This window comes from Mesorhizobium sp. YL-MeA3-2017, assembly GCF_030814575.1.
Taxonomy (GTDB): domain Bacteria; phylum Pseudomonadota; class Alphaproteobacteria; order Rhizobiales; family Rhizobiaceae; genus Mesorhizobium; species Mesorhizobium terrae.
On sequence record NZ_JAUSVH010000001.1, the window covers coordinates 3,847,648 to 3,873,380 of the forward strand.

Genomic DNA, 25,733 nt, shown 5'->3' on the forward strand with positions numbered 1-25,733 from the left:
CTTGATATGCAAGTGGCGTGCCCAATAATTCGCCCTGTTGTGGCGAGGATCAGGTTAGCCTGTGACGGACGAGATGACGCACGATCGGCGAGAACATGGCCTGGCCGACGTAATTCCCGATATTGGTCTTTTCAAAAAGATCCTGGGCTAGGGCGGCGTCTTGCACGACGGGGATGCCGGCTGCCCGAGACTGGGAAATCATATCAAGCGCCGCGCGGCCCTGTCCCTTGGCCACGATTGTCGGAACCGGCGTTTCGCCTTTGATGTAGCGCAACCCCACCGCCAGTTCGTCTCCGGCGAACACGATGACGGCGTTCTGGACACCCAGTCGTGCCGGCCGCTGCACGGCTTCCCGCCGCTGGCGTCGCTGTTCCTGGCGTATGAGCGGATCGCCTTCCATGTCCTTCTGTTCGCGCTTGTACTCGGTCGTGGTCATGCGCATGTCGCGCAGGAACAGCCAACGCTGCAGCGGCACGTCGAGAATGCCGATGGCGAGGAAGGCAAGGGCTGCCGAAACGCCGACTGGAACCATCACGCCCCACAGCATTGGCGTCATGCAGGACATGCCGCATCCCGGCGCGTCGAAAAGCGGTTGCAGCCACTGCACCAGGATCACGACGAACAGGGCGGACAGGAATGTCAGCTTGGCCAAGCCCTTCGCGAACTCGACGACATTGCGCACAGACATGATCTTCTGCAGGCCCTTCGCCGGATTGATGTGGTCGAATTGCGGTTTGACGGTTTCGAAGGAAAAGACCGGGCCGAACGTCGCCAGCATGCCGAAGACGATCGTGGTCACGACCACGATCCCAGCCAACGGGACGGTGACGAACATAAGCAGGAAAAAGGCGTGACGGCCGCTGCGTAGCAAAATTTCGCCGAACGGGACGTTGTAGTCGGTTATCGTGTCGACCAGTTCGGAAAAATGCGCCAAGGCGCTCGGCCAGACGAGATAGATATAGGCAAGGGCAGCGCACAGGCCGAAGCCTGAAACAAAGTCGCGGCTTTGCGAGGCCTGGCCCTTGCGTTTGGCATCGCGCAGCTTCTTGTCGGATGCCGGTAGTCTTTTTTCCTCAGCTTCTTCGGCCATGTCGCCAGCCTGCCGGGTCCTGTTGCTAACCTAGGACGGAGCCTAGCGCCTGGGCCCTGGCCTGCGTGCTGCCCTTGGCGCGGATGGACTGCGCCTGAGACAACAGCTTGTTGATCTCCTGCGTTGGCAGGCCGACCGGCGGGGCGGCGCGAAGCTGATCGCCCTGACCCAGCAGGCCGTAGACGATGACGGCGTCGCGCTTGTGATGCAATTGTGCATTGGAGGCGCTGACGAGCTTTTGCGCCAATGGCAGCGCCACGCCGGCATTGCCTTCAAGCCCGGCCGCCAGAGCCATGTTGGTCTCGATATCGAGGTCGCCAGGCGCCATCTTGAGTGCCTGGCCAAAGGTGACCTGTGCTTCCTGCGTGTGGCCTGAAAGCGTCTGCGCCACGCCGAGCCGGTTATAGGAACTGCTTGTGTTGACCAGCGGTGCCGCCTGGGCAAGCGCCCGCATACCCGCATTGTAGTCGCCGGCATCCATCATCGCTGAACCGAGGCCAAGCATCGCTTCGCCATTGTTCGGCGCCTTGGCCAGTGCCGCTTGATAGGCCTTGGCGGCCTGGTCCGGTTCGCCGGCACGCATGTAGGCGTCACCGGTTTTGACATAAGCGCTTGGACGCGCATCGGGCAAGGCCGCGGCCTTCTGGTAGAGTGCGATCGCCGTATCGCTGTCGCCGCGCTTTGCAATGTCGTCGGCGAGCTTGATCAGGCGCTCCGACGGCGAGGCCGGGGCAGCACTCTTTTGATTGACGGCGCTTTGGGTCCCTGTCTGGCAGGCCGCCAGCGTCAGGATCGCCAAAGCCGGCAGGAAAACGACACGCATATCCATCTCTCCCCGTTCACCTTCTATCGTCGGTTTGCGAACTCATCACGGCCGCGCCGTCCTGGAGACGGCGCCATTGGCTAATTGGTCGTCATGTTAGGGGTCTCGGCAGACGGCTCCGGCTTCTCGCCGTCGAGATAACGACGCGCGGCGCGCGCCGTCGGACCTGCTGCGGCGGGCCCCATGCGGCGACCTTCGACCAGGTCGCGTTGACTCTCGACCATGCGCTGCAGGTTGTAGGCATTGGAGCAGCCCGGCGGCAGGTGCGAGCCGACGCCGGAAACCCGCGTCAGGCTGGCCGATGAGGCGGCCGGTGGATTGTCGTCGTCGGCCGGTTCGTTCAGGCAGGCGTCAGGCGCCAGAACCGAGCCGGACACGCTCTTGTCAGAGCCGCCGGTGCCGGTCGCCACGTAGCTGTAACCCGGCGAATAGTCCTGCTCGGGTCTGGTGTTGCCGACACAGCCGCACAAGAGGATAGCCGGGATGACAGCATAAAAGGTGCTCGACACGTTCATCGCGCTTCTCCTATTTGACGATCAGGCCAACGGACGAGCCACCCTTGGCCTTGCGCTTTGCGCGTTTCGCCGGACGGTCCTGAGGGGTAGCGAGGCCGTCGCGCACCGGCTCGACCAGATAGGGTGTGATCAGGATGACGAGTTCGGTTTCCTCACGTTGGAAACGCTGCGACTGAAACAGTGGTCCAAGCACCGGCACGTCGCCAAGCACCGGGAATTTCTCGACATTGCGCGCGGTGCGTTGCTGGAACAGGCCAGCGATGGCGAAGGTCTGACCACTTGCCACCTCGACGGTGGTGTCGGCACGGCGCACGACGAAGCTCGGCAACTGGAAGCCGTTGGCACCAACGGTGGCGCCACTGTCGGACAATGAGCTGACCTCCGGCTGCACGTTGAGAGCGATCCGGTTGCGACCGATCAGCGTCGGCGTAAACCCCAGCGACACGCCGAATTGCTTGTATTGCACCGTGACGACGTTGTTGCCTTGAGGAATGGGTATAGGGATTTCGCCGCCAGCCAGGAATTTCGCCGTCTGGCCGGTCACGGCCGTCAGGTTCGGCTCAGCCAGGATCTTGACGATACCGTTGCGCTGGAGCGCCTCGATGAGAATATCGAAGTTTATGCCGTGGTCCTGGCTCAGGTTGAGGCCGAAGTTTCCATTGTTGCCGCTCGGTACGCCATTGTTCTGAAACATGTTGAATTCGAAGCCGGCGCTCTTGTAGCCGACGTTCCAATCCACGCCGTAGGATTGCAGTTCCGTGCGCGAAACCTCGGCGAAACGCACCCGGATGTTGACCTGCTGCGAGCCGCCCACCGTCATGTTGTTGATCGGCGGCTGTTCTGGCGGGGAGAAGGTGCGGGCAATGTTGTCCATGTCGGTCGCCTCCTCGACGCCACGGGCTTCCCCGGTCGTGACGATGCGGTTGCCGAAAATGGCGAGATTGGTCGCCGAATTCGGGCGCATCGCCTTTTTGGCCTGATTGGCTGAAGAGATATCGGCGGTCACACGAAACTGGGCCGTCGCCTTGATGCGTTCGTCGGCGGTAATCGCGATGAGATTGGTCAGGCCGGGCTTCAGGCCGAAGACATAGACCAGCCCCGGTGAGACGATCTGCAGGTCGGCGATCGTCGTATCGGCGATCAGCACGGATTCGACCGGTTCGCTGAAGCGCAACAGACGTCCCTGCCCAACGGGCAGGTCCACCGTCGGCTGCGCTGGCAAACCCGAAATCTCCTGCGCTCCGAGGTTCGTCAGTGTTGAAATAAGACCCATCAGGAAAACCGTAAGGGCGAGCGCCAGCCGCGACATTTTCATCAGGGCCGAACAGCTGTATCGTCGTTCGGCTCTCGTGGTATGGCGGCTAGGCATGCAGTCCCTCTCTCGATCATGGCCGGCATTCGTTGGTCCCCGATGCCGTTGCTTTTCGTCCCTGTTCATCCGGCGGTGTTTTGCCCACCCAACGCGCCGGCCGAAGGCAGCGATGGGGTTCTGGATCGCCCCGAATTTCCCGAGATCGTTGCCAGCGGCTGGACGTTGAATTCAGGCGCGAGTTCCGGAAAGGAAAGAACCGGCAGTTCGATGCCGTTCTGCACCAGAAGCGCGCGCAAGTGGCGGCGTATATCGGCCGCCGTCACGATCACGGGCGAAACACTGGCGGCTGCCCGCGAAAGGTGACGCTCGATCTCCGCGGCCAGCGCCTGCACGGCGGCGTCGGCTGTGTTGAGAAAGGCTCCGGTCGATGTCGTCTGTACCGCTTCGCGCAGGATATCCTCGGCAGAGCGTTGCAACACATAGGCGGAGATGATGTTGTTGCGGTCGGCAACGCGGAAACTGATCTGCCGCCGCAACGCCGTTCGCACATGCTCGGTAAGCTGGACAACATCCTGGTCGCGCTGTCCCGCCTCGACCAGTGCTTCCAGCACGAGCCGCAGATTGCGGATCGGCACGTTTTCAGCCACCAGCCGCCTCAGCACGTCGGCGATCTTCTGCAACGGTACGATCTCGACGGCCTGCCGCACCAGGTCGGCATAATCCGTCTCCATTTCGGAGAGCAGCTTGCGCGTTTCCTGGATGCCGACGAAATGGCCGCAATAGAGCTGGAGCGCATGCGCGGTCCATTTGGAAGCGATGTCGAGCGGTTCCAAATAAGGCAATTGTGCCTCTTCGAGCGCGGAAACGCCGTCCCGATCGACCCAGGAGAATTTGCGCTGGCCGACGAGCGCAGCACCTTCCTCATAACTGAGGCTGAGCAGTTCGAGATGGCTTGCCTCGGTTTCGACGAGCACCTGGTCGGCCGGAATCTCGGCTTCCACGATCGGCACACCTTCGAGGTCGATGCGGATGTTGCGCGGCGCGATCGTCTCGTTGACGTCAACCCCGATGGGTGGAATCTCGACACCGAGATCCTCGAATATCTTTCGACCCATCGCTTCGGTCCGCTGGCGAAATTGCGGCTCTGCCACTTCGGTAGCCAGCGCCTTTCCAAGCCTGACCACGATGCGGCTGGAGCCGAGCAGCGGCCTGGCGTTCTCCGCGAGCGCGGTCGCATTTTCGGGCTCTTGCCGTGTCGTTGCGGGCAGGGTTTCCGCCGGTTCGTCTTCGCGACGTGTATTACGATGGATCATGAAGGCGCCTGCACCGAAGGCGATGCCGAGCGCGACGAAGACAAGGCTGGGAAAACCCGGCACCAGCGCCAGTCCCATCATGATCAGCGCGGCAAGGCCGAGGGCGCGCGGATCGCGCAGCAACTGGAAGCTGATCTGCCTGCCGAGATCCTCCGTACCGTCGGCGCCGCCGACACGCGTCACCATCGTGCCGGCCGCGATCGCGACGAGCAGGGCAGGGATCTGCGCCACAAGGCCGTCGCCGACCGTGAGCAGCGAATAGGTCGACGCCGCCTTGCCGATCGACATGCCGTGCTGCAACGTGCCAACGGTAAAACCGCCGATGAGGTTCACAAGGATGATGACGATGCCGGCGATGACGTCGCCCTTGACGAATTTCATGGCGCCGTCCATCGCACCGAAAAGCTGGCTTTCGCGCTCGAGCTGCCGGCGCAGGTGTCTGGCTTCGACCTGGTCGATGTCGCCGTTCCTGAGCTCGGCGTCGATGCTCATCTGCTTGCCGGGTAACGCGTCGAGCGTAAAGCGCGCGGCCACTTCGGCAACACGCTCGGCACCGCGCGCGATGACGATGAACTGCGCCACGGTGATGATGAGGAAAACCACCAGCCCCACCGCGATGCTGCCGCCGACGACGAAATTGCCGAAGGCCGAGATGATCTCGCCGGCATCGGCCTGCAGCAGAATCAGGCGGGTCGTCGTGATGGTGATTGCCAGGCGAAACAGCGTCGCGATCAGGATGACGGAAGGCAGCGACGAAAATTCAAGCGGATGCGAGACATAAAAGGCGACCAGCAGGATGAGGACGCTGAGCGCGATGTTGGCGGTGATCAGCGTGTCGACCAGGAAGGTCGGCAGCGGGATCAACATCATCACCACGGCCACCAGCATCAGCACGGCAATGACCAGATCGCCGCGTTGGGAGGCTTTGCCGAGCAGTTGCAGCAGCCGTTGCGAAAAGGTCATTGCACCTGCCTTTTTGCCAGAAAGCGCTGGAAGGCTTCGCGCGCTTCCGTCTTGCGCCCGGCCACAAGCAGAGCGCGGCTCTTTAGGAGGTGAAGGGTGGGGTGTTGCATTCCTTCCAATGTCTCCAACCTGGCGATCGTGGCGAGCGCCTTGTCGGCTTCTCCGTCCAATATGAGCAGGTGTGCCAATGTTCTCAGTACGCCGGAGTCTTCCGGCGAAAGCTGTGCCGCAATCAACAGATAGACCGCACCCCGCCTGGCCTGGCCGTGACATCCGTAGAGATGGCCAAGGACATGCAGCAGATGTGCAGCCTCATGCGGCCCGGTCAGATTCCAGTCCCTCCTTGCAGACGTCCGAGCAGTTCCCGATGCCGCTCGATCTCGTCTTCCATCAACGTCCTGGCGAGCGCTCTCAGCGGCTCTCCGCCCTCAAGATCGGGTACAATCTCCGTGATGAAATGGTGCAGTATGGGAACCGAACGCCGCAGGATCGCCGGCTCGGGGATTTCCGGCATGACGAACTCGGCGAGAATTTCATCGAGCGATTTGCCGCCGGTACCTGCCGATGGTCCGTTGAAAGCCTCTGTTTCAAGCCCTTCGGCACCGGAGGTGGAGTTTGCGCCCTTCGCCTTGCGCCGGTTGATGCCATTCAGACGCCGGCGTTCGATCGGTTGTGCGGGCGACGCGTCCGCATCCCGGCCGATCGATTCCGGTCTTGCGTCGAAACGTGGCCCATCAACGCGGCGGCTCACTGGTATTTCAGCGCGACCGTGGCGCCGCCCTTGGTCAGCACAAGCGCGGTCTGGCCGATCTCCTTGATCGTCCAGCCGTCATTCGTGAAAGCGCCTTCGTGATACCGTGTTCCATCCCCGGCGATTACATAGGGCCGTTCGCCGTACCAGATTGCCTGCAAGGTGAGGCGCGGCGGTTGCGCGGCATCGCCAACGGCGATGTTCGAAACAAGCGGCACTTGACCGAATTTCTGGTCGAACCACAAACGGACTTCGGTCCAGGTACCTGATTGCGCATTGGGTATCGTGCCCGATACGACAAGACGTTCAGACGAGCGTCCGACGGCAACGGTCTCCAGACCAGATTGTGCGAGGCGCGCTGTCAATTCAGCCTGCGCTGCCGCCAGATGTTCCGCGTCGGCGCCGTTTCCGGGAACGCTGCCCGTTACTTCGCCGTCGGCGAGCGCGAGGCTGGCTGGCTTGTCATCGGTCTTTGCGATGGACAGGCCATTGGCTGCGATGGAAATCGCAAAAACCGCGGCGATGAGAACACCCCCTGCTAGCAACGGGCGTCGCGGCAGCGACCATCGGCTCTTTGTGGGAGCAGGTCCCGTGAGGCGTAACTGTGCGTCGCCCAGCGAAATGCCGAGCGGCAGGCGGCGCCGGCAACCCTGACCCTTCCAGATGGTTTCGCCGCCGGCAAGTTCCAGGTCGCCGCCGATGGCTTCGATTTCAACCAGGTTACCCTTGCGGTGAAGCCTGGCGTGGAGCGCTGCGATTCCTGGATCCCTGAGGACGATATCCGAAGCGCCGTCCGAGCCGATCACATAGGATGGTTCGGTCAATTCCAGGCTGGCCCCATTGTGGAAACCGCGGGTGACGGCCAGCGTCGCGGGTTTGTCAGGGACCAGGCTTGTGGCACCGCTCGCAACGGCACGCAACGCAAGCTTGCCTGCGCCACCTTCAAGCTTTCGGGTCGAGTGAGCGCTCATGCTTTTCAACCTCCTGCCAAAACGATTTCACATTTCGGCCGGCACGATAGTCACGCGCCGGGAAACAGCACGCCGCCGGCAACCTCCGGCGGCGCGGAATAGGCGATAAACCTTGCGCCTCAGGCCTTTTCGGCCGACTGGCCAAGCGTCCTGGCGGTGCTCATCAACATGTCGTGCTGGGACTTGGCGATCTCTTTGTTGATCTCCAGGCCGAACATCCGCTCCTGCTGCTTGATCATCTTGTCCAGGTTCTGCTCCGGACTTCCGCCGTTGACGGGAGGGGTAGTGGTCATGACTGTCTCCTTGAGGAACCATTCCACGCAATCGTGACAGCCCGGCGTAATGGACTCTCTTTAGATTGCCGCTCAAACTTAGTGCAGCGCCGCGGAAATAGAAAGTCCATTTGGAATGCGTAAATCACGAAAATTCCAACTGTTGCATTGTCGGCGGGCTGCAGGTAAAATTCGAACCGGGCAAATTGGGGTTTAGGAAATGGAAAAAGGTCCTTTGTCGGAACTGCTCGTGGAGCGATTCGAAACGATGCCGCCGCAGCTGCAGGTTGCGGCACGTTTTGTGCTTGACGACCCTCAGGGCGTCGCCTTGATGTCCATGCGCAAGCAGGCCAGTCAGGCGGGTGTATCGCACAGCACCATGATGCGGCTGGCGCGCTGGCTTGGCCTCGACGGCTACGAGGATATACGCAGCCTGTACGCTCGCGCCCTGCGTGAGCGCGGTGCAGGCGAGGGCGCGCGCGCCAACCCGTTGCCGCAACAGGATCCGGATTACCCGGCGGCTGGTATCGCGGCGGATACGCTCGCCGCTCAGATCGCCAGTCTCGGCGAATATGGCAGTGCCATGCAGTTTCTGGCAGCCGCCAAGCTGATTGCCGGGTCGACGACCATTTTTGGTTTGGGCTTCGGACCCTCGCGTTCGGTCGCCAGCCATTTCGTGCAGACGATTTCGCCGCTCCTCGGCGAGGACCGCAAGGCCGTGCTCGTGGCTGGCGCCGAGGCACTGCTGGATGCCAAGGTTGGCGATGTCGTGCTCGTCGTCGGGTCCGCGCCCTACGAACGCGCTACCATCGATTTTGCCCGTCAGTCCGCAAGCCAGGGCGCGGCGGTACTGGCCATTACCGACAGCAGCGTCTCTCCGCTGGCGCGCATGGCGCGCGAGACAATCGTGGTGACATCGAATTCAAGTTCGTTTTTCCCAAGCATGGTGCCGGCATTCGCCGCGGTTGAAATCCTGGTCGCTCTGGCCACCCCGCTGACCGATGTCGACGCCGTCGAGAAATTCAAACAGTCGCAAGAGCAGCTCGCTGCCTTCGGCGTCTATTGGAAGGCCGCTCGCTAGCATTCTTCCTGGGTGCTTATCGGACGGACCTTCGGCCAGCCCCCAAAGGGCGAAGCACATTGCGGAGGTCGTTCACGTGGTTCGTCCGATAATGCCGAAGCTGAACCCCGCGCCAAGGGTCGATCCTAAAGCCAATGCAGCGCAGATCGCGCAGTTGGAAGCCCAGGCCGCCCAGCTCAGAGAACAGATCAGGCTTGCCAACAAGATGGGCGAGCGTGAATGGGCGGCCAGCGCGCGCCAGGAGCTTGATCAGGTCACCGGCAAGCTCGATGCCTTGCAGCAACCCGATGCGACGCCTGCCAACGGAAACGTTCCCGCCAATGCTGGAACACCGAGCAATGGCGCAGGCGCTCAGCCTGCGCTCTACACTCAGCCGACGACTTTGGCCTTTGCTCCCGTCAAGTTGAACACCGGCACGCCCGAAAAGGATCCCGCCGCGGATATGACGGCCCACAGCATCATCGACGATGTGAAAAAGGGCAAAAGCATCAACAAGATCGCGTCAGAACGAGGGATGACGAACGAGCAGGTGCTTGCCGCGATAAGGGCGGGTAACAACCTGGAAGTCACTGTCACCGATCCGACCAGCAACAATGGCGATGTCCAGACGACGGTGATCAGGGACACCAGCGATCCCAGGAACCAAAAGACAGTCACGCTCCATTACGACTATCAGCACGACACCTACTACGCGGCCGTGCAGGATGGGTCGGCCGCGCCTGCGGAAACGCCGGTCAGGGACGGCCTCGGCCGCAAGCAGACCAGCGACTACGATCCCAAAACGGGGGCGATGACCACCCGCTACGAAGACGATCTCGGTTCCGGCGTCGTCACGGAACGGACATCGCTTCCAAATGGCGCGTCGGTAGAAACGGTGACGCCGAAGGGTGGGTCTGCTCTGCCTGTCACCACCGTGACCGGACCTGACGGGAAGAAGACCGTTCTTGCGCCAACCCAGGATCCCGGAGGTGCCACCACAAAAGGCATTCAGGACGATCTCGCCAAGGGCAAGAGCATCGACCAGATCGCGAAAGACCGGGGCCTGACCAAGGAACAGGTGATCGCCGAATTGCAGGGGGCCGGTTATCAGGTCAAGACCGGAGATCCAAAGAGCGACAATGGCGACGTCCAGTCGGTGGAACTTGCCGATCCGCATACGGGTGAGAAGATCGTTTATTACAACGACTATCAGCACGACGCACGCACTGTCGTCACCACGAAAGGCGACACCGAAACCACGGTATCGGAAGACGGCAATGGCAAGACGAGCAATACCACCCGCCACACCAAGACGGGTGAGGCCACAACGACCATCGTCGACCCGAAGGCTGGAACAGAGATCAAGATCGTTACCGACAAGGATGGCCGCGTCACCAAGACGACCACCGAAAAGGTCAATGATGGCAAGCCGATCGACTACGAAGTCAAGCCGGACGACAACCTCACCCTTATCGCGCAGAAACATGGCGTGACGCTGGATGAGCTGAGGAAAACCAATCCGGAGCTTTTCGATACGTCCCGCGATCCGAACCTCGTCCGTCCCGGCGAAAAGATCAGGATCGAGAATGGCACGCGCACGACCGTGGAGGTTACGGCCAATGGCTATACGCTGACCACGAAGCCAGACGGCAGCGTGACCCTGCACAACAACACCACCGGAACGGACCTGAAGATCGACGTTGGAACCACACAGGAGGCACTGGCTCGTACCCTGTTGGCCGTGAACCCGAACAGCAGCGATCCAGCGGAGGCGAAGGAAGGTCAGGTCGTCAAATCCTTTGTCGAAGGTATATTGGCTGGACAGACGTTGCCCAGCCTCATCGAGGACGCCAAACAGGCCGGATTAGACAAGGCCGCGCTGATGAAAACGTACGGGGCTGGCATCCTCGCGTCTCCAAAGCTCGACGGTCAGAACCGTGTTGTCGACCCGTTTGGCGACCCGCCCCGCGGCAAGGCTCCCTCCGGTGGCAATTGGGTACCGATGAAGGTTGACGGCGCGTGGACGTGGGTCGACCCGCAGGTTGCCCAGGCCATCATCAAGGAGAACATCGCGCTGTCCCGCATCACGGAGACGCGCGCCCTGGCCGGCCAGGGCATGTCACAGTTCAACGTCTACATGCTTGATCCTGCCTACAAGGACGCGGTCAAGGGTGCGCAGGGCATCATCAACGAGGCGCTGGCTCCTTACGGTCTCGAATGGACGCCCGAGAAGCCGGAAGGCACGCTTGCCGATGCGCAAAACAAGCTGACGCAGGCCAACAATCTGCTCAAGAACGCGCAGGACGCCCGTGGCGAATACGAGCGCGCCGGACAAATTCTCACACAGGCAATCAATGACCAGAGCCAGCTGAAACCGATCAGCGACCCGAATGCGCCCGCCGCGTCCGCTCTGGGTCAGCCAAGCCCCAACCGCCAGACCGAATATGCCGAAGGCATTGCCGCTCACGCGGCTGTCGATAAATTGTTCGGAGAGGCCGGACTGCATCTAAGCAAGGGCGACAAGCTGACGATCGACTTCCTGGTCGGTCAAGCGGATCTGAACGGTATGCCGAAAGATTCGCAACAATACAAAGATCTCAAAACATTACAGGGAACAGCCGATAAACAGTTCGAGCTGGCAGGGGCCTATCAAGGTTATTTCGACGCTCATGCGAGAGCGATGGATGTGGGAGCTCGGCAGACCGATCTCGAACAACGGCTGCTTGCCGAATATGGCAGCAACAACCAGTATCTTTTTGAGCCAGGGAAAAAGCATAGCCGAATCAATGGAGACTATCTCGGCCTTTACCAGTCACAGGAGTTACAGGTTCGAGATGGTCAGCTTTGGGTCGTCAACCATTTCGAAAAAGGTACGACCGAGCAGCAGCTCACTTTTGAGCTCGGCAACAAGAACGTTCGCAGCAAATACAAAAATCGGCAGCTCAACAAGGATTGGCAGCAGCTTCTTTCCGGCAACAACTTCGACGTCCCGATGTGCACGGCAAACGGGTTGCAGTCGCTGAAGGTAAGCGAGGCCGAGGCGGCAAAAAATCTGAACGATATTCTCAACAAGCAGTTAGGCGACAGCATCAAGGATCTTGGTACCAAGCTGACCACGCTGCAGACAAACTTCGACAATCTATTCAAGCAACACGGGCCTGGGTCCGTCGATGTTCCCGCCGGAACCTTGCCGGATGGCGTACAGCCTGTCGAGATCGACCTCGGCGGCGGGCGTAAGATCAAGGTCGCGCCGGAAGTTGCCGCACAGTTCGATAAAGTCGGCTTGGACGCACTCACCCAAAGCGGCAAAGCGGTCTGGATCGATCTCGACACCAGCGACAAGGAAGCAAGCGGACGTTGGGTTGATCCCAGCTTGGCCGTTGCCAAATTGGTCCTTGAAGCGACGCAACAGCAAAAGACTCAGGCCGAGGAACTGCGCCGTCAGGTTGAGGGCTTCAGCGACTATCACAATATGCGCCTCAGCGATCCTTCGCTGATGGTGGATCGCAACACCGGGATCGACCGTAGCTATCTCGACAAGCACCAGCAGGAGGCGCTCGACGGTAACTATCAGCCGAAATTCCAACAATTATTCGCAAAAGGTTTTGACAACACATTCCACGAACGGCGCGGTTCCGGGCTGGATGACACGGTGGCCAATAGCTTGGGCATCGACCGCTCCACGAAGGAAGGTCGCGACGCTGTCAGCAAGATCACGAAAGAAATCCGCGATATCGGCGGAGACACCCCAAAAGTACGCGCGGTGCCGCTGTTCTATGTCGATGACAAGGTCGGCACACAGCAGGTCATCCTTTTTGCCGTCCAAGAAGGTGGGGGCACGCGTTATGTCGACGTGACGGGTAAGTCGTTCGCCAATCTTGGCGACTTCCAGGACAACAACGCGCAGTTCGGCGAAGACGGCAAGCTCGTCGCGCCGAAGAACCTGCAAATGAAACCCGGCAGCGACGGCAAGTTCGAGCTCGAGGTCGTCAAGTCGCGTAACTTCTCGGTCTGGGAAAAGGCAGTCGATCCGCTTGTCGGTATCGGGACTGGCATCGCCACAATCTTGTCATTCACGCCCGCCGCCCCGGTGGCCGCCCCTCTCGCTTACGCGGGTGCAGCCTATCTCGGCACCAGAGCAGTCATCAATCAGGTGAACCATCTGGATCATGGCGGCGAATGGGGCGATACGGAATCGCTCATTAACATCGCCAGTGTTGCGACCACCGTTTTGCCGATGGCCTCCAGTGGTCTTCGCACGGTCGGCATGGCCGGGAAGGAATTGACCGCCATGCAAGCCTTCCGCGGCAGTATCGGTGCAACCCGGTCAGGCTCCGCGATCTCGGCGGAAACCCGTTCCTTCATGCAAACCTCTTCCGGTCTCAACAAGACCGCCTGGGGCATGGATGTGGGAGCGGTGGTCGTGGGCACGCCACTTCTCGCAACGTCGGGCTACGACCTTCTCACCAACTGGAATCAGATGACGGACCTCCAGCGCGCGAACGCGCTGACTGGTTTCTTCACCGGTGTCGTCGGCACGGGCCTCGGCCTACATGGCCTGCGCACCCTGCGACCCGGCACGGATCAAGGTTTCAACACAAACGGTGGTGCCAATCAGCCACCGCCGCGGGGCGGTGGTGCCAATCAGCCACCGCCGTGGGGCGGTGGTGGCGGGCCGCGTCAATCGCCACCCGCGCTGGAGGCAGGTCCGTCCGGAAAACCGATGAACGTCCATGAAATGGGCGCGGACGGAGTCTATCGACCGACGGGCGAGCAGGTTTTCCACGACCCAAGCCATCCTGTGATCCCCGGGGAAGTGGTTCCGCCAAAGAAGACTCGAGGAGACGCCTCGACGACAGGGGCAGGCCGCACTCCACACGAATCGCAGCCGACCGTTACCGCCAAAGACCCGGTCGATCCGGTCGGCAAGCCGACGAAAGGGCCAGCCGGTGGCGATCCGATCATCGTGCCGAACAAGCCGGTCACCACGGATGGTCCGGTGCATCTGGTATGGAATCCGGAAACGCGCAGCTTTAGCGGCATGCCGGAAAGGGACACCGGCGGTTACACCTATACCAGCGGCAAGGACGAGCGGACGCCATCAGCCTATCTCGATGGCCTGACCAACGAGCAACTGCTGCATCGGTACGAGACCGAAAAAAGCTACTATTCGAGCCGCGAAATGGCTGACCGCTACGGACCGGATGGCGTCTATGTGCCGCGGACTCCGATCCGGGACGTATTGCCGGACCTGCGTGTCGGGGTGACGTTCCGCACACGCCTCAATACCGGACAGGCGTTCGGTATCGGTTCACCGACCGTAGCCGCCATCGGTTTTGGTGTTGGCACCAAGACGGATTTCGGCGCCATTGGCTGGTCGATCGTCGACAGTTTCAGTCAGCGTAGTCTCACGCCGCTCAAGGATGCCTTGAGCACGCAGGGCGTCGTTTCCTACCGCGCCCGCGAATACAGGAACATCACCGCGCTGCAGGCCGGTGTCTGGCCGGTCTCCAAGCAAACGGCCCTGCCGGTTCGCGCCAGCGATCTCTCGGGCAAGGCAAGCGAGGGCATTTTCAACGACAAGGCCGGCTATGAGGCCAAGCCGTTCGATGCCGCCATCGTCGGAAAGACACCGGACGGCGAGGGCACGGTCATTGAAATGACTTACTCCCCATCGCTCAAGGGGACAGAGGTGACGCTTGCACCTGGCCAGCACGACTTCTTCGGTGTGCCCGCCGAAAACAATGCCGGCCACGTCAGATTGGAGGGCGCATTGCCCTTCGGCCGCGTGATGACGGAGACCAAAGCCGGCCTGCGGCTGCCGATCGTCGCAAATCATGTCGGCATGGTCGATAAATTTCCACGCGTCGGCATCGAGATGCGACCGGAACTACCGGTCAAGGACACGCTACAAAAAGGCGATATCGTCTCCAAACAGACCTATGACCAAATCCAGTCAGCCCTCGGATCGACGGTCTTGAAGATCCAGTTCGTGGTCAAGGATCCGGCGAAAGCCGGCGAGCTCGTCACCGCGGTTGGGCAAGGCAACGGCATTCAGGCGATCCGCGATCTTGTCAAGGCCGGCCAGATCGACCCTTCCAACACGGTTTCATACGCCGACGAACCGACGATAAGCGGGCTGCGGCTCTCTGCCGTTCCGGGCAAGACTCCTAGTGCTGACATCGTCCTTCTGACCGGCGAGAAGGTGCGGGTTCTCAATCCGGAAGCGATGCTGGTCGATATCATCTTCAACGATCGAAACGGGCTGCCCGGGGTGCTCGGGACAAATCCCGACAAAATCGCGACCTCGCTGACCTACAAGGTGAAATCGACGGTCAAATCGTGGCTGCCGGCTCGCGTCCGGCCGGACGGCACACCACAGCCACGCTACATGCCGAGTGCCGGAAACATCTACAAGAACCTCTATGGGGCGGATGGCACGCCGGCGACACGGTACACCGTTTCGCTCTCGACACCGCAGTTGCCGGCGGGGGCACTGGCATTCAGCGCCGAAGTCAGGTTCCAGTACAAGTCGAGCTCGCCCAAGGCCGCGCGTTCCATCGCGAAGGACGAAACGGCTCAGGTGACATTCAAAACTGCCGACGGGCAGAGCGAGGAACTGACCGTACCAGCCTGGATCGCTCGCGCCGTCGAGCCGTCGCGCGACGGCGCTGCTACCGGCATTCCGAAGGGCGGGAAGAAATCCCTCGATCAGTTCCTCGACCAACTGGAAACGACAGCGCGCCCCGATCAAATGGCGGCGATAGCGCAATTCCGTGGCGAATTCGGTCGATCCATCGTCGACGGCGGTTTCATGCGCCAGAATGTTGCCGACGGCCTCATGACGCTGCTTTCCTCGCAGGTCGGACGACGCAACAGCGGCCCGATGCAGATCCGGGACGAGAACGGTCACTTTATCACGGCGACCCGCTTCGGGCCGCTGCCAAAGAGTGCCGAGAGCGTCTATGTGCCACCGGCGGACGGTCCGCAGGCGCGCGGCGACGAGCCGGACTTGATGCACAAGTCGCATATCTTCTTCCGCGATCCGGAAACCGGCGAAGCCTATGTCCTGCCCTGGACGCGCGGCGCTTCGGAGGACCATGTTCCGAGCGGCACGGGACGGCCTGAAGGGGAGGCGATGCCGCCTGAGGCTGCGCCGGCCAGGAAGGCGCTGGAGGCCGCACCGCCGACCACCTTCTCATTGCAGCAGATCCGCAATATGCGGCAGCCGGAGAAATGGAAGGCAGGCGAAGTCTACACGCGCGAACTGAACGGCTCGCTCGGTGAGGTACATTTCCCCGTCCAGGCCAATCCAACCGGGCCGCACCCCGTCTTCGGCGACGGCGGCCGGTATGTGGATGCCCCCGTTTTCAAGAACCCGGACGTCATCGAGGCGATCGAAGTCAAGACGTACCACCGTTGGACCACCATCAAGGGTGTCGCGCAGATGCGCGAGGTGCCTTTGACACCGAAGTTGCAGGAGCAGATCAACAAGGACGTGGCGCTGCGCAACGAGAACCCGAAGTACCAGCCGCGCTGGGTTTTCCTCGATGCGCCGCCTTCGGCGGAACTCCAGGGCGCGCTGGATCAAGCCGGCATCGTCGGCAACATCTTCGGGCACAACAAACCAGCAGCAGCCGTCGAAACGCCTCGAACCATCGAACTCAAGGACAAGGACGGCGAAGTCATCGTTGCGGCCATGCTGGGGACCGAACCCAGAGGCCCAGAGCAGGTCTACATACCGCCGGTCGACGGGCCGCGACTGGCGGCCGATGCTCCCGAAACCCTCAGCAAGACGCATATCCTGGTTTACGACCCCGACAGTGGCGAACCCGTTGTCCTGCCCTGGATTCGCGGCGCCTCGGAAGAACACGTGCCGGATGGTACCCAGTCACCGCCCCCCGGGTCCGCTTCGAACAGCGGACCGCATAGCCGAGACGCTGTGCGGGCGATCCCGCTCGAGCAGGTCCAGAATCTCAACATGGCGGAGTTCCAGCCAACGCAGATTCCCTGGCTGAAGCCTGAGCAGGTAGCCGCGTTGACCGAACAGCAGTTCCACAACCTGGATCGGGCTGGCTTGCTCCCGTACCTGACCAAGAGCCAGTTGCGGGGGATCCCGAAGGCGAAGACAAGCTTCCTGAATATCGCAGGTCTCGACGAAAGACAGATTCCATGGGTAACCAAAGGTCAGGTCAGCAACATGACCGGGCAGCAGTTCGTGGATCTAGGCGTCGCTGGCCTTACGCATCACCTGATCAAGCCGCAGGTGCAGGCGATAAAGGGGGACACGATCGAATTCGTCGATGTGTCCACGCTGGAGAACCGCCAGATCCAGTGGTTCAAGCCAGGCCAGGTTGCGAAATTCACGTCGCCGCAATTCGAAAGGCTGGGAGAAACAGGATTGTTGAAGAATCTCGGCGAGCGCCAGGTTCAGGCTATCCCCGAGACGATGGTCGGCTTCCTGAATATGACAAAATTCGATCCGAAACAGGTGCCGTGGCTTACCGAAAAGCAGATTCCGGCGCTGACCCGCGATCAGTGGGGCGGTTTCACCATTCATCATACCGAAGCATTGACACAGCCGCAGATTGAAGCGGTGACGGCCAAGCAGTTCGAGGAAATGAGCCCCGGCCAGTTCCGCAAGTTCACGCTCGAGCAGTTCGAGTGGATGGGCGTTGACCAGACCAATGCGCTCTCGGTCCTGCAGCTGACGACGTTCCGAGCGACCCACAAGAAGTCGATGACACCGGAGCAGCGCGTCCTCGTCGACAGCGCGTTGGCTTATTCACGAACCAAGGAATACAAGACCGCTCTCGAGACTTTCGGCGCCATGGCTAGCACATCCTACACCTTGTGGAGCACGTTGCCGCCGACGTGGACCGCGACGGCGGGAGCCGTCTCGTTCGGCGTGCGCGGCCTTGTTTTCGGAACGCAAGCCGTATTCCCCAACGCGACCGCGGCCCACAAACCATTCGGGCGGTTCCTCAACGCGCTGGGCGGGGCCACATTCATTGCCGCGGCACCAGGTGCAGCGACTGGCCTGGTGCAGGGTAAGGATCTTGTCGTCAACAGCACTTTCACGCTGGGCAATATGGTCTACGGCACCAAGTCGATGCTGCAGTCCTTCACCGGCAGGCCAGTGATCCGGAATCTGGCCGAATATCTGGCTGGCCCGGGATATGTGCTTGGCTGCGCCGTCTATACGGTCAACTCCTGGCCGGCACCGATCGCGACCGTAGCCGGGACGATGTTCACATTCGGCTGCGCCGAGTTCTGGGCATCGGCGATCAGGACGGATCGGGTCAACAGCCGTTCGGTGCCGCGCGCCGATGCGGAAACCGCGGCGGCGGAAAAATCCGACAAGAAGTGGGCCGCGTGGGACCGGTGGACCCTTGGCATCACCTTCGGCGTCGGCATGCTGCTCTTCTCGCTGGATGCCCTGCTTGGCGAACCGTGGAATGCCGCGAAGCCCCCTCCGATCCCCGATCCGGAAAAATCGGACGACAAATCAGGGGTAGACGGCAAGCAGCCCGGTGATGGCACCGACAAGCCGGATCCTGGAACAAAGGAACCGCCGCAGACCTTCCCACAGCTTGTCGTTCTCGCCGATGATGGTCTGAACCTGCGTGCCCAGCCAAGCGGCAGCGCCGCGGTTGTAACCGTGCTGCAGCCGGGCAGCTTCGTCGAGCAGACTGCAAAGCCGTCGACCGACAGTACAGGAACGACGTGGCTTCCCGTTGAAGGTTACGGACCTGACGGCAAGATGCATACCGGCTGGGTTTCAGGCGATCTGGTGAAGGCTCATCCCGATGGCGCCAGCACTCCAGATGGCCGCACCAATCCCAAACTGGAGCAGAGCGGTTACCGCTGGGTGGACGTGAAAAGCGGCGACAGCATCCGACTCATTGCCACGACCAATTCGACGAACGTCGCCGATACCGTGGTGCTTAACATGGATCATATCCTGAGCCCGGACATAATCTTTGCCGGCGACCGCATCTATCTTCCGACCGCAACGGTCGGCTGATCGGGGTAAGGCGCTACTGAGCTCGCGCCCTGCCGGCGCGAACCGCATAGGTATGGGCGGTACAGGCGGCCAGTTGCGCTGCCTGTTCGGCCAGCGGATTGGACGGCTCGGACGAATAGGACGCCGTGAACTCCAGATCGGGCGGATGCCAGTCGCAATCCACGATGCGCAGTTTCGCGGCCATCGCGTGCTCGGTGACGACATCGTGCGGCAACGAGGCGATGCCGATCCCGGTCATTGCCATCTTCAGCGCGGCCGCGATCGAATTGGCTGGGAAAATGCGCGGCATCTCTTCGAGATCGCGGCTGAACTTACGGTAGAGTTCGGTGTAGGGCCGCGTGGTGCGGGCGTAGCTGATGATGGGGAAACGCGTCAGCTCGTTCAAGGGGAGTTTCCGGCCCTTCGGCAGATCCAGGTCGGGAGCACAGACCCAGACGAGCGGAAACGGTGGCATATCGATGTTCTCTATCGCATACTCCGTGACCGGACCTGCCAGCAACGCAAGATCGATGCGGTGCGACATCAGCTCGCTGCGCAACGTTGCCGATGAATCGACCAGGATATCCGCATCGACGAGCGGACAATGCGCCTGCAGCTGTTTGAGGAAATCGGGCAGCCAGGTGTGGACGATGGTTTCAGACACCCCGAGCCGCAGCACGCCGGTGGTTTCCGAAAGCGATTGGGCAATCAGCTGAAGCCGCTCGGCCACCTTGAGCACGCCCTGCGCTGAAGGAAGCAGCTGCTGGCCCTGGGCGGTCAATCGCACGGCGCTTGCCTGGCGCTCGAACAACCTCGTGCCCAGCGCTTCTTCAAGGCTGGCGATGCGCGTCGAGACGGCGGGCTGTGTGGTGTTCAGCCGCTCGGCGGCCTTGCGGAAGCTGCCGAAAGCGGCAACCAGAAGAAATGTTTCTAATTGCTTGATATTGAAAGGGATCATTGTATCGATCAAACATTCTGTGCCGCTGAAAAGGTGGCTCGTTGGCGGGGCCTCATTGTCTCACGATAACTTGCGCGCCAACCTGCGCGCGAGCGTAAAGGTCGATGATGTCCTCATTGGTCAAGCGAATGCATCCTGAGGAATTCGCATTGCCGACGGTCCAGGGCTGGTTGGTACCATGGATACGATAAAGTGTATTGCCGATGTAAAGGGCTCTGGCCCCGAGCGGATTGTTCGGGCCTCCAGCAACGTGAGCGGGTAACGATTTTCCGGTTGCCGCGACACGGCTGCGCATCTCCCGTGGTGGCCGCCAGTCCGGCCATTCCTTCTTGTCGGAGATCTTGTCGCGGCCGGCCCACGCGAAGCCTTCCTTGCCCACGCCAATCGCATAGCGCAGCGCCTTGCCATTGCCGAGCACATAGTAGAGCCGCCGTTCGCCCGTGTTGACGATGATCGATCCGGCCGGCTGCAGGTCACTGTAACGCACGACCTGTTTCGGAACGGGCGACCATGATGGCGGCGGACCTTCATCCTCCTCAGTGTCATCGGCCTGGCCGAGCGATGAGGGTGGGATCACCGCATTGGCAGCTTCGTCGTAGGTCCAACTGCGCGGATCGTAACCGGAACGGGTCTGCGCGGCGGCAGAGGCCGCGACGAACGCGAAAGCCGCGAACAACACAAACCTTCTTCGCATCCGAAGCGCTGACCGCGTTCCAGTCTTTATCCGGACCGCCACGGAACGCGAGCAGGCAGGGGGGGCGAGTCTTGTCGTCATCGAATGTCCGTTGTGGCCACGATCACCATCTCGTGATCCACGATTGGAGCGCACCATATCGTTTCTGCCAGGGCGCGCAACATTTGGAACTGATTATTCATTCGCAATCCAATTGGACTTCCCATTTCGACGCCTGCGCGATAGAGTGAAGCGGCGGGTGAATGTTGTATGGGCCAGTTTGGCGAGAGCTGGTCTTTTCTCGGTAGGGTCAATGTTGACGGGACTCGTTTCCTGCAATTCGGATCGACTGTCTTTCACCGCCGCCGTTTTGAAATCGGCAGGCGTCGCTGGCCTTGTCATTCTTGGCATTTCCGCTGTTCCCGCCTCGGCGGCCGAACCGCGCTGGCCGGATGGTCCATACAAATACATCACCGTCGACCAGTCGGTGCGGGATGCGCTGATCGAACTGGGACGCAACATGGGTGTGACTGTCCGGGTCAGCGACCAGGTGAAAGGGCGCCTGAGTGGGACCATGCCGACTGGCACCGCAAAGACGTTTCTCGATGAGTTGTGCAATCGCTACGGCCTTGTCTGGCATTTCGACGGCCTTGTCCTGAACGTGGCGACCGAGGCCGAGGTTCGCCACGAGACGATCCCGCTCGATGCCAATGCGGCTGCGGGAGCGGAAGAAAAGCTCACCAGGCTTGGCGTCATCGATCCGCGCTTTTCATTGAAGGTTTCGCAGCAGGACGATGTGGTTCAGGTGGCTGGCCCGCCTTCCTACATCGACCTCGTCAAGAAGACGCTCGGCATCTCGAACCACGCGAAACAAAGCGCGCAAAAAATTGTCCCGGTTCGGGTTTTTCGAGGCAGGCAGGCGGAATCCCAGACCTTTTCCGCTGAAAAGCCGAAACAAGGGCAGGAGGCACGCTGATGCAAATTGCACCGATTGGAGCGCTGGAAGTCGCGCTTTCAAACATGTCCACGGGTATCAACCTGCAGCAGCAGGTTGCGGCTGGTTCGAGCACGCGGCCGGGCAATGGCTCGAATGCCGCGGACCCAAAATCGCAGGTTCTGAAAGCAAAGAAATCCGAGCAGGCGGGTACCGCGACAGGCATCAGCCAGCAGGTGGCGCAGGATGCGCCGCTGACCGCCGCATCGACAGCTGCGCGGCAGCAAAATCTGGAGCCGATCGATGCGACCAGCGAGCACAGGCTGTTCGAATATCTGACCCAGGTGGAAAAATCGGGGGGCGGGCAGGGTTCCGACACGTCCGCTCTGCTCGGCTCCGCCGTGAAATCACTGGAAGGGACGATGCAGAGAGTGCAGGCGGCTCTCAAGGAGGCCGGCGTCCGCGCGGATGGTAAGACGGATGGCAATCAAGACGTGGCCGGAGCCGCGGAAGGCGAGGAAAACGACGCGCCCGCCAAAAGCGCCGAGCAGCTGCTGAGCCGTTCGATCTCGATCATGTGGGCCGCCGCCAATCTCGAAGTGGTGACCAGCAGCGTGACGGCCGTCACGTCGTCCACGAGTACCCTTATCAAGCAGCAATAGGCATTCGCGGTGGTCGGGAAGTTGATATCGTCGCTCTTGCACCCGTTTGCGCCGCATCGTTTCGGGAAGTGGCTGCGCGCGATGCTGGCTGTTTCAGCCATGCTCGTTCTGCAGGCCTGTTCCGTGGAACTCTATTCCGGGCTCAATCAGCGGCAGGCAAACGAGATCGTCGCGACCTTGATCCGTCACGGCATTCCTGCCCAGCGCGAGGCCGGCAAGGACGGAACGATGACCGTCCTCGTCGAGAAGGATCGTTTCGCCGAAGCGATGGCGCTCCTGGACGAGAGCGGCCTGCCCAAACAGGAATTCCAGACGCTCGGCGATGTCTTCAAGCGCAGCGGTATCGTCTCGTCTCCCGCTGAAGAGCGGGCGACGATGATCTATGGCCTGAGCCAGGAGCTTTCGCGCACGATATCGGAAATCGACGGCGTGCTGTCGGCACGCGTTCATCTGGTGCTCCCCGAAAACGATCCACTCAAGCAAGGAATGGTGCCGTCATCGGCGTCGGTCTTCATCCGTCACCGCGCCTCCGTGTCGATGAACGAACTGATCCCGCAGGTGAAGATGCTGGTAGCCAAGGGTGTCGCTGGGCTCACCTATGACAATGTATCGGTGACGCTGGTGCCGGTAGCAGCATCGCCGGAGCCACCAACGGGCGAAACCGGCTTCACCTCGTTCCTGGGTCTATGGCTTCACCCCGACAGCGTGGCGGCGGCGCAGTGGCTGTTCTACGGGATGATGGCTGTCATTGCCGCCCTTGCGGGATGGCTGGTCTATCAGCGGTGGTACCGGCGGCCTGGCGTTTACGCGCTCGAAGTGCCGGCGGCGCCGGCTAAGAAAGCGTGACGCCGTTGACCGTGCGAGAGGAAACCGTCCGGTCGGATTGGCGGGAATTCTGGTCGAATCCCGCCAGCTATGCCGATGCCGGCTGGTTGTCCGAATGTTTCGACGGCCAGATCGGTTTCGACGCATGCGAGCGCATGCTCGAGACACCGCGGCTAAAGGCGAGGCTGTCGAAACTCCTGGCCGAACGCCACGACTTGACGCTGAAGGACTTGCCTCGGCTGCCGGAGCAAACCGATCGGCAAATCGCGCTTGCTTCGGGCGACGAACTCGAAAGGCTCGCCTTGCGCGCCGGTGCCATTTATTGGGCGAACAGCCTTGCCGCAGTTATCGACGGGCGTCAGGCCGGCGCGATCCAGGCGGCTCTTGGCCCCGAACTTTGCGCTCTTGCCGTGGCCAACCGCGATATCTCAGGTCCGGTCAGGCCACTGGAACCGCTGGACGATTTAAGCGGCAGGTTTTTTGCCGACGGCTTGAGCTGCCTCGAATCATGGCTACAGGAGGTGTCACCACAGCTCGCCAAACGGGTGCGTTTGAAGCTCGCGAACGGGCTGCCCGGTCTGGGTGACGCCAGGCAAGTCGCGGAACTCGGCGCGCGCATCCTGCGCCGCGCGATGGAATAGCCCCAGATGTCGAGTGCGGACGCCACCTGGACCACATTGCCACGGCCGCGCGCGCGCATTTTGCGCGCGGAGGAAGTGCGCGCTTGGCAGGACGGCCATGCGTTTGTCGAAACGGCCAAGGCGGAAGCACGAAAGCTGAGCGATGCCGCCAAGCGCGCCTATGCCGCCGAATACGCCCAGGGCTACAAGGACGGCAAGGCACAGGGCGAGGTCGACGCCACGCGGCTGGTCGCCGGCACTTCCGCCAAGGTCGATCGCTATCTGGCAGGCCTTGAGGCGGAAGTCGCAGGTCTCGCACTGGACGTTGTGCGCCGCGTGCTTGGGGAATTCGACGTTGGCACGCTGGTCGCCCGCGCGGCGATGCAGGCAATTTCGGAAGTCCGGCGCGCCAAATACCTGAAGTTTCGCGTCCACCCGCAGAACCTCGCCCGGTTGCGTGACGAGTTGAATGCCGTTCTGCGGGACAGTGACCTTGCCATGTCGGTGGAAATCGACGCCGACGACACATTGGCATTGGGAGCATGCATTCTTTCCACGGACATCGCCGTGATCGATGCTGGCATCGAGGCGCAGCTTGAAGCGATCTCCGCTGCGATAGCCTCCAAATCGCGGGAGGCTTCGTGACAGGGGAACGTGCAGCCGTCGAAGATCGCCTGGCTTCAATCATGCCCGGCTTGCGCTCGGGGCTGGTCGAGGATGCCAGCCGGCCGAAAAAGGGGCGCGTGCAACGTGTCATCGGCACGGTCATCCACGCCTCTGTCGTGGAAGCCAGGATCGGCGAGATCTGCGAATTGGTGGATCGCAGAACCGGCCGAACCATGAAGGCGGAGGTGGTCGGACTTCTCGAAGAGGCTGCCATCCTCGTTCCGCTCGGTGATCTGGCCGGTTTGTCGGGCTTGACCGAGGTCGTGCCCACCAGAAGGGATCAACAGGTGCCGGTTGGCCCCGGCTTGCTGGGCAGGGTCATCAACGCGTTCGGCGAACCGCTCGACGGAAAGCCGCTTTCGCTGGACGGCGCGTATCCCGTTCATGCCTATCCGCCACCGCCGCTGCAGCGCGGGCTGATATCGGAGCCGATCCAGCTCGGCATCCGTGCCATCGATGGCATGTTGATGTGTGCAAGGGGGCAACGCATCGGCATTTTCGGCGAACCCGGCGTCGGCAAATCGATCCTGCTGTCGAATATCGTCTCCGCCACCGATGCCGATGTCGCAGTGGTTGCCCTCGTCGGCGAACGCGGGCGTGAGGTTCGCGAATTCGTCGAGCGGCAGCTCGGAGCGGAAGGATTGGCGCGCGCGGTCGTTGTGGTTGCGACATCCGATCGGCCCGCTATCGAGCGCGTCAAGGCGGCCTATGTCGCCACCACGATTGCTGAATATTTCCGCGATCAGGGCAAGCATGTGCTGCTGGCCATGGACAACATTACCCGTTTTGCGCGCGCGCAACGCGAGATCGGCCTGGCGTCGGGCGAGCCGCCGACACGCCGCGGCTTTCCGTCGTCGCTGTTTGCAGCTTTGCCGCGCCTGCTTGAACGGTCGGGTCCCGGCCAGATCGGCTCGATCACCGGCCTCTACAGCGTTCTTCTGGAAGGCGATGGGACCTTCGATCCCGTGGCCGAGGAGGTACAGGCCTTGCTCGATGGTCATATCTTCCTGTCCAGCGAGCTGGCGCAGCGCAACCATTTTCCGGCAGTCGACGTGCTGCGCAGCCGCAGCCGATTGATGGAAACGGTCGCGCCTGGCCAGCACAGGGCGGACGCCGCGCGACTCAGGCAGCTCATGGCACGCTACGCCGATATCGAGCTGCTGGTGCGTGTTGGCGAGTACAAAGCCGGCAGCGATGCGCTGGCCGATGAAGCCATGAGCAAGATCGACGCCATCAATGGCTTTCTGCAGCAGGCCTCGGTGCAGAACGAAAACATGGAGGCAACGCGCCAGCGCATGCGGGAGATCGTCGGTGGATAA

19 protein-coding genes are annotated in these 25,733 nt (G+C 61.4%); 8 read left to right on the forward strand and 11 right to left on the reverse strand.

The genetic code is table 11. The annotated features are described in order from the left end of the window. Nucleotides 1–49: 49 nt before the first annotated feature. From QFZ88_RS18390 to QFZ88_RS18430, 9 genes are all read right to left on the reverse strand, one after another. The gene (locus tag QFZ88_RS18390; RefSeq protein ID WP_065997527.1) at nucleotides 50–1,090 is read right to left on the reverse strand and encodes an EscU/YscU/HrcU family type III secretion system export apparatus switch protein; all 1,041 of its coding nucleotides are present in this window, start codon (nucleotides 1,088–1,090) and stop codon (nucleotides 50–52) included. Nucleotides 1,091–1,115: 25 nt separating this feature from the next. Then, nucleotides 1,116–1,913, reverse strand: coding sequence for a tetratricopeptide repeat protein (locus tag QFZ88_RS18395; RefSeq protein ID WP_083237690.1), 798 nt, complete (start codon nucleotides 1,911–1,913; stop codon nucleotides 1,116–1,118). Nucleotides 1,914–1,993: 80 nt separating this feature from the next. Further along, a complete protein-coding gene (locus QFZ88_RS18400) occupies nucleotides 1,994–2,428 on the reverse strand; it encodes a hypothetical protein (protein WP_065997525.1) in 435 nt (144 codons plus the stop codon). A 10-nt stretch (nucleotides 2,429–2,438) separates the two neighbouring features. Continuing rightward, complete coding sequence (locus tag QFZ88_RS18405) at nucleotides 2,439–3,650, reverse strand: type II and III secretion system protein family protein (RefSeq protein WP_245317475.1); 1,212 nt, start codon at nucleotides 3,648–3,650, stop codon at nucleotides 2,439–2,441. Between the two features lie 212 nt (nucleotides 3,651–3,862). Further along, nucleotides 3,863–6,016, reverse strand: a complete 2,154-nt coding sequence (gene sctV, locus QFZ88_RS18410) for a type III secretion system export apparatus subunit SctV (protein WP_065997521.1) — start codon at nucleotides 6,014–6,016, stop codon at nucleotides 3,863–3,865. After that, the gene (locus QFZ88_RS18415; protein ID WP_245317474.1) at nucleotides 6,013–6,252 is read right to left on the reverse strand and encodes a hypothetical protein; all 240 of its coding nucleotides are present in this window, start codon (nucleotides 6,250–6,252) and stop codon (nucleotides 6,013–6,015) included. The genes sctV and QFZ88_RS18415 overlap by 4 nt, the downstream gene beginning before the upstream one ends. Before the next feature lie 89 nt (nucleotides 6,253–6,341). Next, a complete protein-coding gene (locus QFZ88_RS18420; RefSeq protein WP_065997515.1) occupies nucleotides 6,342–6,767 on the reverse strand; it encodes a hypothetical protein in 426 nt (141 codons plus the stop codon). Then, the gene (locus tag QFZ88_RS18425; protein WP_065997513.1) at nucleotides 6,764–7,738 is read right to left on the reverse strand and encodes a SctD/MshK family protein; all 975 of its coding nucleotides are present in this window, start codon (nucleotides 7,736–7,738) and stop codon (nucleotides 6,764–6,766) included. The genes QFZ88_RS18420 and QFZ88_RS18425 overlap by 4 nt, the downstream gene beginning before the upstream one ends. 119 nt (nucleotides 7,739–7,857) lie before the next feature. Beyond that, nucleotides 7,858–8,031 (reverse strand): hypothetical protein, encoded by a 174-nt coding sequence (locus QFZ88_RS18430; protein ID WP_167523843.1) that lies wholly within the window; start codon nucleotides 8,029–8,031, stop codon nucleotides 7,858–7,860. 229 nt (nucleotides 8,032–8,260) lie between these two features. Here QFZ88_RS18430 and QFZ88_RS18435 point away from each other — a divergent pair, with 229 nt between their 5' ends. Both QFZ88_RS18435 and QFZ88_RS18440 read left to right on the forward strand, forming a co-directional pair. Then, nucleotides 8,261–9,091, forward strand: a complete 831-nt coding sequence (locus QFZ88_RS18435) for a MurR/RpiR family transcriptional regulator (RefSeq protein ID WP_307418909.1) — start codon at nucleotides 8,261–8,263, stop codon at nucleotides 9,089–9,091. A gap of 91 nt (nucleotides 9,092–9,182) precedes the next feature. Beyond that, nucleotides 9,183–19,097 (forward strand): LysM peptidoglycan-binding domain-containing protein, encoded by a 9,915-nt coding sequence (locus QFZ88_RS18440; RefSeq protein WP_065997509.1) that lies wholly within the window; start codon nucleotides 9,183–9,185, stop codon nucleotides 19,095–19,097. Between the two features lie 13 nt (nucleotides 19,098–19,110). On the opposite strand, the gene QFZ88_RS18445 is transcribed toward QFZ88_RS18440, so the two are convergent. Both QFZ88_RS18445 and QFZ88_RS18450 read right to left on the reverse strand, forming a co-directional pair. Next, nucleotides 19,111–20,034 (reverse strand): LysR family transcriptional regulator, encoded by a 924-nt coding sequence (locus tag QFZ88_RS18445; RefSeq protein ID WP_065997508.1) that lies wholly within the window; start codon nucleotides 20,032–20,034, stop codon nucleotides 19,111–19,113. 52 nt (nucleotides 20,035–20,086) lie between these two features. Beyond that, entirely contained in the window at nucleotides 20,087–20,713 is a 627-nt protein-coding gene (locus QFZ88_RS18450; RefSeq protein WP_373426387.1) for a L,D-transpeptidase, read from the reverse strand. A gap of 139 nt (nucleotides 20,714–20,852) precedes the next feature. Between QFZ88_RS18450 and QFZ88_RS18455 the strand changes: the two genes are divergently transcribed. The 6 genes from QFZ88_RS18455 to QFZ88_RS18480 all read left to right on the forward strand — a co-directional run bounded on the left by QFZ88_RS18455 (nucleotide 20,853) and on the right by QFZ88_RS18480 (nucleotide 25,733). Continuing rightward, nucleotides 20,853–21,683, forward strand: a complete 831-nt coding sequence (locus tag QFZ88_RS18455; protein WP_245317472.1) for a hypothetical protein — start codon at nucleotides 20,853–20,855, stop codon at nucleotides 21,681–21,683. Then, nucleotides 21,683–22,303: a hypothetical protein gene (locus QFZ88_RS18460; RefSeq protein ID WP_065997506.1), complete on the forward strand. Its 621-nt coding sequence runs from the start codon at nucleotides 21,683–21,685 to the stop codon at nucleotides 22,301–22,303. Before QFZ88_RS18455 ends, QFZ88_RS18460 begins: the two co-directional genes overlap by 1 nt. Nucleotides 22,304–22,384: 81 nt before the next feature. Further along, entirely contained in the window at nucleotides 22,385–23,149 is a 765-nt protein-coding gene (gene sctJ, locus QFZ88_RS18465; RefSeq protein WP_065997731.1) for a type III secretion system inner membrane ring lipoprotein SctJ, read from the forward strand. 11 nt (nucleotides 23,150–23,160) lie between these two features. Then, on the forward strand, nucleotides 23,161–23,769 hold the full coding sequence (locus tag QFZ88_RS18470) for a SctK family type III secretion system sorting platform protein (protein ID WP_245317490.1): 609 nt from the start codon (nucleotides 23,161–23,163) through the stop codon (nucleotides 23,767–23,769). Between the two features lie 6 nt (nucleotides 23,770–23,775). Continuing rightward, a complete protein-coding gene (sctL, locus tag QFZ88_RS18475; protein ID WP_065997502.1) occupies nucleotides 23,776–24,393 on the forward strand; it encodes a type III secretion system stator protein SctL in 618 nt (205 codons plus the stop codon). A gap of 41 nt (nucleotides 24,394–24,434) precedes the next feature. Next, nucleotides 24,435–25,733: a FliI/YscN family ATPase gene (locus QFZ88_RS18480; RefSeq protein WP_065997500.1), complete on the forward strand. Its 1,299-nt coding sequence runs from the start codon at nucleotides 24,435–24,437 to the stop codon at nucleotides 25,731–25,733.